11 protein-coding genes are annotated in these 14,578 nt (G+C 65.3%); 7 read left to right on the top strand and 4 right to left on the bottom strand.

The genetic code is table 11. From position 1 onward, the window contains the following. Positions 1 to 3: 3 nt before the first annotated feature. Positions 4 to 714 (bottom strand): response regulator transcription factor, encoded by a 711-nt coding sequence (locus tag IH615_RS15480; protein WP_056233925.1) that lies wholly within the window; start codon positions 712 to 714, stop codon positions 4 to 6. Positions 715 to 960: 246 nt separating this feature from the next. Here IH615_RS15480 and pckA point away from each other — a divergent pair, with 246 nt between their 5' ends. Continuing rightward, a complete protein-coding gene (gene pckA / locus IH615_RS15475; RefSeq protein ID WP_291363114.1) occupies positions 961 to 2,553 on the top strand; it encodes a phosphoenolpyruvate carboxykinase (ATP) in 1,593 nt (530 codons plus the stop codon). Positions 2,554 to 2,660: 107 nt separating this feature from the next. Here pckA and IH615_RS15470 read toward each other — a convergent pair whose 3' ends face one another. From IH615_RS15470 to IH615_RS15460, 3 genes are all read right to left on the bottom strand, one after another. Continuing rightward, on the bottom strand, positions 2,661 to 2,864 hold the full coding sequence (locus IH615_RS15470; RefSeq protein WP_291363112.1) for a hypothetical protein: 204 nt from the start codon (positions 2,862 to 2,864) through the stop codon (positions 2,661 to 2,663). A 151-nt stretch (positions 2,865 to 3,015) separates the two neighbouring features. Next, positions 3,016 to 3,888 (bottom strand): cell wall hydrolase, encoded by an 873-nt coding sequence (locus IH615_RS15465; RefSeq protein ID WP_291363111.1) that lies wholly within the window; start codon positions 3,886 to 3,888, stop codon positions 3,016 to 3,018. Between the two features lie 448 nt (positions 3,889 to 4,336). Continuing rightward, positions 4,337 to 5,020 carry an HAD family phosphatase gene (locus IH615_RS15460; protein WP_291363110.1) on the bottom strand — a complete coding sequence of 228 codons (684 nt, stop codon included), beginning with the start codon at positions 5,018 to 5,020 and terminating at the stop codon, positions 4,337 to 4,339. A gap of 102 nt (positions 5,021 to 5,122) precedes the next feature. On the opposite strand from IH615_RS15460, the gene IH615_RS15455 reads away from it, so the two are divergent. The 6 genes from IH615_RS15455 (at position 5,123) to IH615_RS15430 (ending at position 14,531) form a co-directional block, all read left to right on the top strand. Beyond that, positions 5,123 to 6,532, top strand: a complete 1,410-nt coding sequence (locus tag IH615_RS15455; protein ID WP_291363109.1) for a protein adenylyltransferase SelO — start codon at positions 5,123 to 5,125, stop codon at positions 6,530 to 6,532. Positions 6,533 to 6,542: 10 nt separating this feature from the next. Further along, complete coding sequence (locus IH615_RS15450) at positions 6,543 to 7,097, top strand: gamma carbonic anhydrase family protein (RefSeq protein WP_291363107.1); 555 nt, start codon at positions 6,543 to 6,545, stop codon at positions 7,095 to 7,097. A 28-nt stretch (positions 7,098 to 7,125) separates the two neighbouring features. Beyond that, entirely contained in the window at positions 7,126 to 7,890 is a 765-nt protein-coding gene (locus tag IH615_RS15445; protein ID WP_291363105.1) for a DeoR/GlpR family DNA-binding transcription regulator, read from the top strand. 112 nt (positions 7,891 to 8,002) lie between these two features. Then, positions 8,003 to 10,663 (top strand): EAL domain-containing protein, encoded by a 2,661-nt coding sequence (locus tag IH615_RS15440; protein ID WP_291363103.1) that lies wholly within the window; start codon positions 8,003 to 8,005, stop codon positions 10,661 to 10,663. 80 nt (positions 10,664 to 10,743) lie between these two features. Further along, positions 10,744 to 11,778, top strand: coding sequence for a Gfo/Idh/MocA family oxidoreductase (locus IH615_RS15435; RefSeq protein ID WP_291363101.1), 1,035 nt, complete (start codon positions 10,744 to 10,746; stop codon positions 11,776 to 11,778). Between the two features lie 341 nt (positions 11,779 to 12,119). Continuing rightward, positions 12,120 to 14,531: a PAS domain-containing sensor histidine kinase gene (locus IH615_RS15430; protein WP_291363099.1), complete on the top strand. Its 2,412-nt coding sequence runs from the start codon at positions 12,120 to 12,122 to the stop codon at positions 14,529 to 14,531. Positions 14,532 to 14,578 lie beyond the last annotated feature (47 nt).

Genomic DNA, 14,578 nt, shown 5'->3' with positions numbered 1-14,578 from the left:
TGCCTATTGCTCCTTGAAGCGATAGCCGACGCCATAGAGCGTCTCAATCATCTCAAAGTCGTCGTCGGTCGCCTTGAACTTCTTGCGCAGCCGCTTGATGTGGCTGTCGATGGTGCGGTCGTCGACATAGACCTGGTCGTCATAGGCGGCGTCCATCAGCGCATTGCGCGACTTGACCACGCCCGGCCGCAGCGCCAGCGCCTGCAGGATCAGGAATTCGGTCACCGTCAGGGTCACGCGCTGGCCCTTCCAGGTGCAGGTATGGCGCTCCTCGTCCATCACCAGCGAGCCGCGCTCGATCAGCGCCTTGCCGCCGACCTCCTGGGTACCGGGGGGCGTGGATGGATCGCGCGGCGCCGCGCGGCGCAGGATGGCCTTGACGCGCTCAACCAGCAGGCGCTGGCTGAATGGCTTGGTGATGAAATCGTCGGCGCCCATCTTGAGGCCGAACAGCTCATCGATCTCTTCATCCTTACTGGTGAGGAAGATCACCGGCACGTCGGACTTCTGGCGCAGCCGGCGCAGCAGTTCCATGCCGTCCATGCGCGGCATCTTGATGTCGAGAATGGCCAGGTCCGGCTTGTCGGTGGTGAGGCCTTCGAGCCCCGATGCACCGTCGGTATAGGTCGCGACCTGGTATCCCTCGGCCTCCAGCGTCAGCGACACGGACGTCAGGATATTGCGGTCGTCATCGACAAGGGCGATCTTGGGCATAGGCTGCCTTTCTGGTTCGGACGCTTGCAGACATGCGGCCTTGCGGGCCGTGTGTCCTGCTTGCAGGCGACAATTACGCGTTAAATAAGGCGCGGCCAAGGGCACTACAACCGATGGTGCGACCGTTTGGCACGATGCAACTTCCGTCTTACGACCGATTTCGGGATGGTTGTACGACAAGTTCGTCCCGTATTTTCAGCTCCATAGCGGTGGCGCCCTGCCCCCGAGCGACGGAGCACTTGCCAGATGACCCAGTTCGACCACGAGGCCCTGAGGAGCCAGATTGCCGCCCGGGCCGGTTCGGTGTCGGCAAACGACATTGCACCCGTGCTGGTTGCGCGCTCGCTGATGGGTGAGGAATCCGAGCTGACGGTCGATGGTGCAGTTTCGGTGCGCACCGGCGCCTTCACCGGCCGTTCGCCCAAGGACAAGTTCATCGTACGCGACGGGCTGACCGACACCACCGTCTGGTGGGACAATTCGGGTGCCATGAGCCCCGATCAGTTCGACCGCTTGCTGGCCGACGTCACCGGGGCGATGGGCGGGCTCGCCGTGTTCCGGCAGGACCTGCTGGCCGGGGCCGATCCGCGCCACCAATATGCGGTGACGGTCATGACCCCCAGCGCCTGGCATGCGCTGTTCATCCGCAACCTGCTGATCCGGCCGGGCGAAATGGTGGAGACCGGTAGCAATGCGGCACCCGTCACCATTGTGCATGCGCCCCATTTCAAGGCGGATCCGGAGCGTCATGGCTGCCGCACCGATACGGTGATCGCGCTCGACATGAGCCGCAATATCGTGGTCATCGCCGGCACGTCCTATGCCGGCGAGATCAAGAAAAGCGTGTTCTCGCTGTTCAATTTCCACGCCCCGCGCCAGGGCGTGCTGCCCATGCATTGCTCGGCCAATCTGGGCAAGGATGGCGAGGCGGCCCTGTTCTTCGGCCTTTCGGGCACCGGCAAGACCACGCTCAGCAACGACCCCGCCCGCCCGCTGATCGGCGATGACGAACATGGCTGGAGCGAGGACGGCGTCTTCAATCTCGAAGGCGGCTGCTACGCCAAGACCATCAAGCTCAGCCCCGAGGCAGAGCCGGAGATCTTCGCGGCGACCAAGCGCTTCGGCACGGTGCTGGAAAATGTCGTGCTCGACGACGGCAAGGTGCCCGTTTTCGACGATGTGTCGCTGACCGAGAATACCCGCGCCGCCTATCCCATCCACGTCCTGCCGGCCATTGCCAAGGGCAGCGTGGGCGGGACGCCCCGGACTGTGGTGTTCCTCACCGCCGACGCCTTCGGCGTGCTGCCGCCGATCGCCCGGCTCACGCCCGAGCAGGCGGTCTACCATTTCCTCTCCGGCTACACCGCCAAGGTGGCCGGCACCGAGCGCGGCGTCACCGAGCCGCAGGCTACGTTCTCGGCCTGTTTCGGCGCCCCGTTCATGCCGCTCCACCCCACGGTCTATGGCGACATGCTGGCCGAGAAGTTGCGCGCTACGGGCGCGGCGACCTGGCTGCTCAATACCGGCTGGACCGGCGGCGGCCATGGCGTGGGCAGGCGCATCGACATCGCCTCGACGCGGCGCCTGCTCACCGCGGCACTCGATGGCACGCTTGACGGCATCGAGACGCGCCAGGACGAGCTGTTCGGCTTTGCCGTGCCGCTGGCTGTGCCCGGCGTCGATACGCGCCTGCTGACCCCGCGCCTCACCTGGGCCGATGCCGAGGCCTATGACCGGCAGGCCTTGCACCTGGCGGGGCTGTTCCGCCGCAATTTCGAGAAGTTCGGCGACGCGGCCAACGCCGCGCCCGGCCCGAGACTGGCCCAGGCCGCAGAGTAACAGTCTCCTCCCGAGACGACCAAGGGGCGCCTTTGCAGGGCGCCCCTTCTTTTTGTGGCCCATGCGGCCGCGTGCACGACGCCGCCCGGCTGCGTCGAATGCCGGTCTTACTGGTTGGCGATGAGCGCGCCACCGGCGCCGCCAGCCGCTGCGCCAACGACGGCGCCGCCATAGCCACCCACCGCCCCGCCGACAACGGCGCCGGCTGCGCCGCCAATGGCCGCGCCGCTCAGAGTCTTCTGGGTCGTGGTGCAGGCGGCAAGGGAAAGCGCGGCGACCATGACCAGCGCTACAGAAGCAGATTTTTTCATTCTCATGTCCTCCAAGGAATCAACGCGCGCATTTCAGGCTGTGCTTCGCGGCAAAAGAAGGGCTGCTGGGGGCAGAGACCATAGGCCAGTCATTCAACCGCGCGGCGTGAGCCGGAGCGGCGCCTTGGCATGCCGAAAACAGGGAGCCGCCTCAGTTGGGCGAGTAGAAGATGTGGGAGCCGATCTGGGCGACGGCGCTGTAGGTATTGGCCCAGTTGGGGCGCACATTGGTGGTGTGGTAGTAAAGGGCCGAGCCCGGCACTGCACCCACCGCGTCGCCTAGAGCGAATTCGGCATAGACGTCTTCAGCCAAGGCAGCGGAGCGGGCCCAGGCGCGGCGTTCGCCCGGCGTATCGTCACGGCCATCACAGGCGAAGGTGAACTGGCAGCGGTGATAGCCCTTGTCGGCATTCTGGTAGATGACGCCGCACAGGGTCGAGGGGAACTTGCCGGAACGGGCGCGGTTGACGATGACATTGGCCACCGCAAGCTGGCCGACTTCGCTCTCGCCGCGCGCCTCATGATAGATGGCCTGCGCCAGGCAACCGCGCTCCGCATTGGCGTGCTCGAGGCGCTTGGCCAGCGGCTGATAGCCGTTTTCGACATAGGCGGCGAGCGAATGCGGGTTGAGCGCCGGCTCGGGCTGGGCAGCGGGGCTGGTGAAGCTGGCAATGGCCGACACGGCGCTGTTGCCGCCGATCGAACCGCGCGCGATGTAGCCCATCAGTACGTCGGTGGTCAGCTCGCCCGCGGGCTCGTTGCCGAACACGTTGGCCGAGCGCAGCGCCTTCTGGCGTTCCACGTAGTTGGCGAGCAGGGCGGCGGTAAGGGGCTGCTGACCGGGCGGCACCGGCACGGCAGTCGCGCCGATGGCCGGCTGGGCGCGTACAGCCATGAGCTCGGCGGGTACGGGGAGCGGAGTTACGTCGGCAACGCGGATGGTCTGGGCATGGGCAGGAACAACCGTAACGAACAGCACGAGCGCCACCGCGCCCAGGGCCAGCACATGCGAAACGGCACGCACGGCGTTAGTCTGCCAGTTCTGCCCCAATGCCCCGTCCTTACCCCTGAGCCCATCCGGCCATATCCGGTGGGCCTTCGCTTGCTTCGGGTCCGTCGTTGCGGTCCCAAGTCACTTCCCGACCGGCACCCTATCCAAGGTTACCGATCTATGGAAGTCGAAATTTACGGCTGGTTAACTATGCCGGTTAGCTTCTTAAGGTAGGGTTAACCGAGGCGGGGACGATTGAAAACCCAGGAAAAATAAGGCCTTGCCCCGTGGTGAAGGGTGGCTTTCGGGGAAGGATAAAAGTTTACGCAGTCGACAGACGCAAATGTCGATTGCCGGGGATGTGTTGGGGCGGGCGCTTTAGGGAGAGACCTCATGGTGAGCCTGTCGAACCACGAGGTTGGGCGAGTAGAGGCCGCGCTGCCACGACCTCGTCCTTCGACAAGCTCAGGATGAGGTCTACTTAGCGCTTGTCGAAGGCGGCCAGCCTTACGTGGTCGAGGCTTTCCATCACGGCGATGCCCAGCGCGCGGATATCGTCATTGGGATGCACCAGGTCGGGGACCATCACCGTCTGCATGCCGGCGGCATGGGCGGCGCGGACGCCCGAATGGCTGTCTTCGAGCGCCAGGCAATGCAGCGGGTCGACGCCCAGGCGCCGCGCCGCCGTGAGGTAGGGTTCGGGATGGGGCTTGGGATTGACCACGTCGTCGCGCGTCACCACCGTCTCGAACAGGTCGAGCAGGCCAGCGGCCCCCAGATGGTGCTGGGCATGCGGATTGCGCGACGAAGTCGCCACTGCCGTCGGGATGCCGCGCTCGCGCAATTCGCCGATGAGCTCGCGGGCGCCGCGCTTGACCGGTACGCCGCCATGGCTGCGCTCGCGCATGATGACGCGGCAGCGCTCGTCGAACAGGGCATAGGGGAAGGTCACGCCATAGGATTCGACCAGCAGGCGGTTGGTATTCTCGTGGCTGCCGCCGACCATGGCCATGTGGACAGCGTCGGTCATCTCGAAGCCAAGCTCGGTGCAAACCTCGAAGACGATGGTCCGGAACACGCTTTCGGTATCGAGGATGGTGCCGTCCATATCGAAGATGACGGCCTGGAACGGCGCGAGGCGCAGGGTGTTGCTCTCAGGTTTCATCCGGGTCGATATAGGGCGATTTTCCCGCCTGCGCCAGACGGCAGCGCGAAAGGCTGGGTTGCGCACTGGCGAACCCCACGCGCTATGCTAGCGTTGCCCGACATGACCAGCTTCAAGCCCGCACGCAACCACGAGTCGCTGGGCGACGTCTTCTTCGATCGCGTCGCGCCCGCCGATTTTCCGCAGACCATCCTGCGCCACCGCGACCAGCGCTGGGCGCAGCGCATGGGGCTGGCCGACCTTACCGACGCGCAGTGGCTGAGCCACTTCGGCCGCTTCGAGCCCCTGCCCGGTTCGCTGCCGCAGCCCCTGGCCCTGCGCTATCACGGGCATCAGTTCCGCAGCTACAACCCTGATCTCGGCGATGGCCGCGGCTTCCTCTTCGCCCAGGGCCATGATCTCGCCGATGGGCGGCTGATGGATTTCGGCACCAAGGGTTCGGGCAAGACGCCGTGGTCGCGCGGCGGCGACGGCCGGCTGACGCTCAAGGGCGGCGTGCGCGAAGTGCTGGCCACCGAGATGCTGGAATCGCTGGGCGTCTACACGTCCAAGAGCTTTTCGCTCATCGAAACCGGCGAAGCGCTCTATCGCGGCGACGAGCCATCGCCCACGCGCTCCTCGGTGCTCGTGCGGCTCAGCCACAGCCATATCCGCATCGGCACCTTCCAGCGGCTGGCCTATCTCGAAGACAGCGAGAGCTTGGCCCAACTGCTCGATTACGCCATTGCCAATTACTATCCCGACCTCGCCGCAGCCGCGGACAAGCCTGCCGCCTTCCTCGGGGCCGTGGTCGCCAATGTCGCAAGACTGGGCGCGCAATGGATCGCGGCCGGCTTTGTCCATGGCGTGCTGAACACGGACAATATCAACATCACCGGCGAGAGCTTCGACTATGGCCCCTGGCGGTTCCTGCCCGTCTACGACCCGGATTTCACCGCCGCCTATTTCGACGAGACCGGCCTCTACAGCTTCGGCCGCCAACCCGACACCCTGGCCTGGAACCTGACCCGCCTTGCCGAAAGTCTTCTGCCGCTGTCCAGCATCGAGGCGCTCGAGCCTGTTCTCAACACGGTCTGGCCCAGCTTCCGCGCCGAACTGCCCCGGCAGATCCTGCGCCGCCTTGGTCTCCGGCCCGGCGATATCGAGCGCGATGGCGCCTTTGTCACCGCGCTGTTCGGTTTCCTGTCGGCCAGCAAGGCACCCTATGAGCAGTTTTTCTTCGACTGGCGCGGCGGTCGGCTCAGTGCCGAGCGCGCCGCGCGCAGCCCTTCGGCCCAATTCTATGCCAGCGAGAGCTTCCGACCGATTGCCGATGCGCTCGAAGGCTATCAGGCGGCCGATGACGTCAATCTCGATCACCGCTATTTCGGCCGCCAACAGCCCCGCACCATGCTGATCGAGGAGATGGAGGCCATCTGGGCGCCCATCGCCGAGAGCGACGACTGGGGCTTGTTCCAAAGTACCCTTTCGGAAATCGCCGAGATGCGCGATGCCTATCGCATAGAGCCCTGAGGAGACCGCCATGCCCATCTATGCCCTCGACGGCACTGCCCCGCAGATCGATCCCGATATCGGCTGGATCGCCCCATCGGCTGTGCTGGTGGGCGATGTCGTGGTTGGGCCGGAAGCCGGTATCTGGTTCGGCGTGGTCGCCCGTGGCGATATCGAGACCATCACCATCGGCGCCCGCACCAATGTGCAGGAAAATTGCGTGCTCCACACCGATACTGGCTATCCGCTCGTGATCGGCGACAACTGCACCATCGGCCACTCCGCCATCGTCCATGGCTGCACCATCGGCGACAATACGTTGATCGGCATGGGCGCTACCGTGCTCAACGGCGCCCGTATCGGGAAGAACTGCCTTATCGGCGCCAATGCGCTGATCACCGAGGGCAAGGAAATCCCTGATAATTCCATGGTGGTCGGTGCACCCGGCAAGGTCATCCGCCAGATCGACGAAGAGGGCGTCCGGGGCCTTGCCGCCTCGGCCGAGCGCTATGTGAGGAATGCAAGGCGCTTTGCGGCCGGGCTGGTGGACGTCACCGCGCGGCCCGGCGATTTCGATCCGGCGTGAGACAGACAGGAAAAGGCCCGGTCCATCCATGAGCGACACCACCGATCGGCACCAGGCAATTGTTGAGCTGGCGCGCGCCGAGAACCGCGTCAGCGTCGATGCCCTGGCGGCCCGTTTCGGTGTGTCGGTGCAGACCATCCGCAAGGATCTCAACCTGCTCTGCGACCAGCGCCTGCTGACGCGGGTGCATGGCGGCGCCACCCTGCCCTCGGGTATCGAAAACCTCGAATATGAGGCAAGACGGCGGATTGGTGCCGAGGGCAAGGAGGCCATTGGCCGTGCCACGGCGAAGCTCATTGCCAATGATGCGTCGCTGTTCATCAATATCGGGACCACGACCGAGGCGGTCAGCCAGGCACTGCTGGACCATTCCGGGCTCCTCATCATCACCAACAATATCAACGTCGCCAATCGCATGCGGGTCTATCCGCGCTTCGAAGTGGTGATTGCCGGCGGCGTGGTGCGCCCTTCCGACGGCGGCATTGTCGGGGAGGCGGCCGCCGACTTCTTCAGCCAGTTCAAGGTGGACTACGCCATTATCGGCGCCTCGGCGCTGGACGATGAGGGAACCCTGCTCGATTACGACTATCGCGAGGTGAAGGTGGCGCAGGCCATCATCGCCAATGCCCGCCACGTCATTCTGGTGGCCGACCAGAGCAAGTTCACCCGCTCGGCCCCGGTGCGCATTGCCCGCATCGACCAGATCACAACCTTCGTCACCGATCATTGCCCATCCGAGCGGTTCCGCGCGCAGTGCCGGACGGCAGGCGTTGAACTGATCGAGGCGCGTTAGTCCCGCGCTAACCACGCCCCCCGGTTCCGGATTGCCGTAAGCGCACATAAACCCAAGGGGCGCAGATTGTCTGCCTGGCTAGCCACGGCCGCGGCGGACAAACACATTGGATATGAACGCAACCGATATGCAGGAACACCGCCTGAGCTGGCTTGGACCCACTCTGGTGCCGGGCCTGGTGGCGCTTGTCCTGCTGTTTGCCGGTGGCGTCTATCTCGACCGCCAGAACAGCGTGCTCAACGAGGAGCGCGCGCGCGCCTCGGTCATGGCCGAGATGTCGCTGGTCCGGGCCAAGCTGGAAGGCAACATCAACGGCAATATCCAATTGGTGCGCGGCCTGGTATCGGTCATCTCCACCGAGCCGAACATGACGCAGGGGCGTTTTGCGGCGCTGGTCTCCATTCTGTTCGAGGAAAAGAGCCAGTTGCGCTCGGTCGCGGCGGCACCCGACCTGGTCGTCGCCATGACCTATCCGCTGGCGGGTAACGAAAGGGCCATCGGGCTCGACTATCGCAAGAACGAAGCCCAGCGCGAGGCGGTGCTGCGGGCCCGCGATACCAACAAGCTGGTGCTGGCGGGACCGGTCGACCTGGTGCAGGGCGGGCGAGGCTTCGTGGGCCGCTTCCCTGTTCATGCCGACACGCCGGCCGGTCGCGCCTTCTGGGGCGTGGTTTCGGCGGTGGTCGATGTCGATCGGCTCTACGCCGATAGCGGGCTGACCGATAACAATCTGGGCATCGAAATCTCCATTGCCGGCCGGGACGGTGTCGCCGACGAAGGCACGCGCTTCTTCGGGCCAGATCTCAGCAATGACAATCCGGTCACCGCACAGGTCGTGCTGCCGTCCGGTTACTGGGAAATCGCGGCCATACCCAAGGGCGGCTGGTCGACGGCCCATGGCGGCAGTTGGCTGATGCGCGCCCTGATGGTGTTGGCCGGTGCCCTGATCCTGCTGCCCATCGGCATCACCGGACGCCTGCTCGGCGAGCGGCAGCAGCATTACCGGGAACTCAAGACGCGTGAGAGCGCGCTGGAGTCGCTGTCGCGGCGGCTTGGCCTGGCGCTCGATGTTTCCAAGGTCGGTGTGTGGGAGATGGATTTGGCGACCGGCCAAGAGACCTGGGACGACAGGACCAACGAAGTCTATGGCCTGCCGGCCGATGGCGGCCCGCGCAGCCACGAGCACTGGAGGCGGGCGGTGCATCCGGACGGCCAGGCCAGCGCCGAAGACAATTTCCGTCGCATGATTCGCACTGGCCGCTATGAATCGACCTATCGCGTACTGTTGGGCGATGGCACCCTGCGTCATGTCCGCTCGGTCGCCGCGCTCTACCGCGAGCCCGGCATCCCCGACCGCGTGGTGGGCGTCAACTGGGACATCACCGCCGACGTGGTGCTGAACGAGGATTTGCGACGTGCGACGCAACTGACGGAGGCGCGTAACCACGAGCTGGAACTGGCCCGCGTTCGGATCGAGCATAATGCCCTGCATGACAGCCTGACCGGGCTGCCGAACCGCCGCTACCTGGACGAAATGCTCCGGCGTCACGCCGCCACCGGCTTTGGCGACAGCGGCAGCATGGCGCTGCTGCATATCGATCTCGATCGCTTCAAGCAGATCAACGACACCATGGGCCATGCCGCGGGCGACGCCATGCTGGTCCATGCCAGCGCCGTGTTGCGCGATAATTGCAGCAACGACGATTTCGTCGCCCGCATCGGCGGCGACGAGTTCGTGGTGCTGACCAAGGCCAGTGCAGGCGACATCTATCTGGGCGAGCTGGCGGAACGCATCGTCGAGCAGATGCGCCTGCCGGTGACCTATGAAGGGCATGAATGCCGCTTCGGCGTCAGCATAGGCATTGCCGCCGAACGGACGGCGCCGCTCGACGCCAAGCGCCTCTTGATCAATGCCGATATCGCGCTCTACCGGGCCAAGGGTCGCGGCCGCAACCGCTACGAGTTCTTCTCCGAGGCCCTGCAGGCCGAGGTGGTCAAGACCAAGCGGGTGGCCGACGAAATCCTCAACGGGCTCGAGCGCAACGAGTTCGTCGCCTGGTTCCAGCCGCAGTTCGATGCGCATACGCTCGACGTGGTCGGGGTGGAGGCGCTGGCCCGCTGGCAGCACCCGACCGAGGGGATCAAGGCGCCCGACGCCTTCATGCCCATTGCCGAGGAGCTCAACGTCGTCGCTACTGTCGACCGACTTATCCTCGAACAATCGCTCGCCGCCCTCGCCCGCTGGGACGCCATCGGGCTTGGCGTGCCACGGGTCTCGGTCAATGTATCGCTGCGCCGCCTCAATGACGAAGATCTCATCGATGGGCTCAAGCAACTCAGTATCGAGCCGGGCCGGCTGTCGTTCGAGCTGGTGGAGTCGATCTATCTGGATGAAGGCGACGCCGTCGTCGGCTGGAACATCGACCAGATCAAGGAGCTGGGCATCGACGTCGAAATCGACGATTTCGGCACTGGCTATGCCTCGATCGTGTCGCTGCAGAAGCTGCGGCCCACCCGCCTCAAGATCGACCGGCAGCTGGTGAGCCCCATCGTGGTGGATCAAGGCCAGCGCCGCCTGCTCGCTTCGATCGTGGATATCGGCAAGTCGATGGGCATCGAGGTGGTCGCCGAGGGCGTCGAGACCATGGAGCATGCCGCGATCCTGCGTGATCTGGGCTGCGATATCCTGCAGGGCTATGCCTTTTCGCGCCCGCTCGCCGCGGCCGATTTCGAGGCCTTCCTCAAGGCGCAGGCCTGGCGCCAGGCGTCGTAATCCGTTCGCGCCCTCGATCTCCCCTTCTCAAAGCCTTTCCCGTGAGGCATTGATCCGCCCATCTTGTATGGGAGATCGACATGGGCACAGGCAAGCGGTTCGGACTAGGAGTGGTGGGAGCCGGCATGGGTGCCAAGCCGCATGCGCTGGCGCTGCAGTCGCTCGCTGAGAGCATCGATGTGCGCGGCGTCTATCGCCGCAATCGCGCCGAACTCGAGAACTTCTGCCAGACCTATGGCTTTCCCACCGCCGACAGCTACGAGGCTCTCCTCGCCGACCCCGGTGTCGAGGCCATCCTCATCCTGACTACCCCCAACGCACGCGAAGAACTCGTCGCAGCCGCGGCCAGGGCGGGCAAGCATGTGCTGATGGAAAAGCCGGTCGAGCGCACGCTCGCGGCCGCCGAGCGGATCGTCGACACCTGCGACTCTGCCCAGGTCAAGCTCGGCATCATCTTCCAGCACCGCTTCCGCCGCGCCTCGCGTTACCTGGCCCAGGCAGTGGCCGACAATCGCTACGGACGCCTCGAGGCGGTGCATCTGGTGGTGCCGTGGTGGCGCCCGCAGGTCGGCTATTACGACCAGCCCGGACGCGGCACCCTGGCGCAGGATGGCGGCGGCGTGCTCATCACCCAGGCCATCCATTCGCTGGACCTGATGCTCAGCCTCTGCGGCGAGGTCGGGGCCGTGACCGCCATGGCCAAGACCACGCGCCTTCACCAGATGGAAACCGAGGATTTCGTCTCGGCCGGGCTGGAATTCGCCAATGGCGCAGTGGGCGCCGTGATGGCTACCACGGCGAGCTTTCCCGGCGGGCCGGAAAGCCTGATGCTCAATTTCGCCCAGGCCAGCGCGACGCTGACCGCCGGTAATGTTACCATCCGCACCATGGCGGGCGAAACCATCACCGAGGGCGAGGCCAGCCAGGGCGGCGGCGGCGCCGATCCGATGGCGTTTCCGTTCGACTGGCATGCGGCCCAGATCGCCGAATTCGCCGATGCGGTGCGCCATGACCGGCAACCGCTCAGCAATGGCCACACGGCTCTGCATGTCCACCGGCTGATCGAGGCGATGATGGTCTCGGCGCGCGAGGGACGGCGGGTGGTTCTGTCCTAGGGGTGGATCAGGCAGCGCCAGCAAGGTTGCTGCTTCGTTCTCGGTCAATCCCCGATATCGCTGCTTTGCCCATAATGCACAGCCATTAAGACTCTTTTAGGTGATTCCCCGGGCCGGTATGGTCATGGTGATTCGGTTGCTGGGGGACACGCAACCGGTTCGAAGATGGCCGGATTCCCTTGGGACTCCGCGTTTGGCCACTTTGCTTGAGTTGAAGCGTACCGGCTGCCTTGTGGCCGGGCTGGCAACGATAATTTTGACCTAGAGGGCAGCGCATGGCGCCGGATCGTTTCCGGAAGCATCGGGGATTCGCACTACTTGCGGCAGCCCCCCTTACCCTGATGACGGCGGTCCCGGCCCTCGCCCAGGGCATCAATGCGGCCAGCTTTGTCGGCGCCGCACCTCTTGCCATCACCGTGGGCGCCGGGGCCTTTGCCCTGCTGGCCATGGCCGTGGTCCGCACCATGCTCAAGGACGGCAAGGCGGCGCGACAGCGTGCCGCCCACCAGATCGCGGGCCTGCGCGCCCTGGTGGATGAATATGAAGCACTGCTGTCAGGCACGCGCGAAGTCACGGTGCTGTGGACCGAGAACAATTCCGGCGCGCCGAACAATATCGGCGCGCCGCGCCTGCTCGGCCAGGCCGCCTCGGTGCTGCCGCCCGGTCGGCAACCCGAAAGTGTGCTCAATTTCCCCAGCTGGCTGTCGCATGGCGATGCCGACAAGTTGGCCCGACTGCTCGAGGACCTGCGCGTCAATGGCCATGCCTTTGCCGTCAGCCTCAATGCGCTCGATGGAAGGCTGATCCGGGCCAATGGCTGGGTCCTGGGCGGCGGCGCCGCGATGCGCCTGCGGCCGGCATTCCTGCAGGCCCAGTCCGAGCCGACACTGGTGGCCGCGGCGGCCACGGGAGATCTGGCCAGTGTGCGCGCCATCCTGTCGGCGCTGCCCAATCCAGCCTTTGCCCGCAACAGCGACCAGCGCCTCATCTTCGCCAACCAGGCCTATCTGCAACTGGCCAAGGCCCTGGGCAAATCGGGCACCGAGGCCGCGCCGCCCGAACTGCTCGATACTGCCCAGCTCAAGCAGCACCTGCTCGATTGCGCCAAGAGCGACGGCCCCGGCACCATGACGGTGGGCTGGCCCGGCCAGGGGGCGTTCGAGCTGGTGGAATTTCCCATAACCGGCGGGCGTGCCGGCTATCTGCGCCCGGCCGAGGATGAATCGAACCAGCCGGTGGTGACGGGCCTGGCCCATATCGGGGGCATTATCGGCGCGCTCACCACGCCCATTGCCATTTTCAATGCCCGGCGCGAGCTGGTGCAGTTCAACGCCGCCTTTGCCAAGCTGTGGAACCTCAGCCGCACCTTCCTCGTGCCCGGGCTCGACGAGCGGGCCATCCTCGACAAGCTGCGGACCGATGGCATGCTGCCCAACCAGGTCGACTACCAGACCTGGCGCAGCCAGCACCTGCAATCCTATACCCGCAAGACGCCGCACGAGAACGAGCCCTGGCACCTGCCCGATGGCCGCACCATCAAGGTGATCTCGGCGCCGGCCGGCGCGGCGGGCGGGGTGATCTATGTCTATGAGGACATTACCGAGCGGCTGAAGCTGGAGAGTACCAACAAGGCCTTCTCCAACGTGCAGCGCGAAACCATCAATGCGCTGAGCGAAGCGGTGGCGGTGTTCGGCACCAATGGCCGGCTGACCCTTTCCAATCCGCGGCTGTCGGCGCTGTGGAAGCTGCCGATGAACGAACTGGGGCAAAACCCCCATATCGACCAGATCGCCGAGGCCAGCGGCCGCGCCATTCCCGAGGATGGCGCCAGCATCTGGCGCGATCTGAAACGCGGCATCATCGACCTCAATCCGACGCGCTCGGACCAGACCGGGCGGCTCAACCGTTCGGACGGGCGGCTGCTCGACTATACCATCACCCGCCTGCCCGACGGGCAGACCATGATGACCTTCCTCGATGTCACCGAAAGCGCCAGCTATTCCAAGGTGCTCAAGGAGCGCAACGACGCGCTGGTGGCCGCCGACCTGCTCAAGGACGCGTTCGTCGAGAATGTCTCCTATGAACTGCGCTCGCCGCTGACCAATATCATCGGCTTTGCTGACCTCCTGGCCGGATCAGAGGGCGGCAGCCTCAACGAGCGGCAGCGCGCCTATATCGACTATATCCGCGCCAGCTCGGTGACGCTGGGCGTGCTGATCGACAACATTCTCGACCTCGCTTCGGTCGATGCCGGCATTGCCGAACTGCGGCCCGAGCTGCTCGATGTCTCGACGCTGGTGGACAAGGCGCGGGCCGGGCTGTCGGCGACCTTCCCCGAGGTTTCGGGCGAAAAGCCGATCAACCTGGTGGTCGATATCGAGGACGGCATGCCGCCCTTCATCGCCGATGGCACGCGCATCGTGCAGGTGCTCTATAACCTGCTCTCCAACGCCGCCCGCTTTTCGCCGCCCGGCGGCGAAATCCGGCTCTCGGTCAGCCATCGCGCCAACCGCATGCTGTTCATCATCGAAGACGAGGGCCCGGGCGTCACCGACGAAATGCGGGCCGCCATACAGACCCGCATCGATACGCCGAGCGGCCGCCAGCGTGGGGCGGGGCTGGGCCTCGCCATCGTCAAGACCTTCGTGAACCTGCATGGCGGCACCATCTCGGCCGAGAAGCGCGAGCCGCGCGGCAGCCGCATCATCGTCAACCTGCCGCGCGACAGCGCCATGGCCGGCGTCGCGGAATAGAAGCCTGCCACGCCTGCGCCCCGTCCCCCTTGAGGGGAGGGCCGGGG

The organism is Devosia sp., from assembly GCF_014860165.1.
Lineage (GTDB): Bacteria > Pseudomonadota > Alphaproteobacteria > Rhizobiales > Devosiaceae > Devosia.
This window is presented reverse-complemented; position numbering and strand designations above follow the sequence as displayed.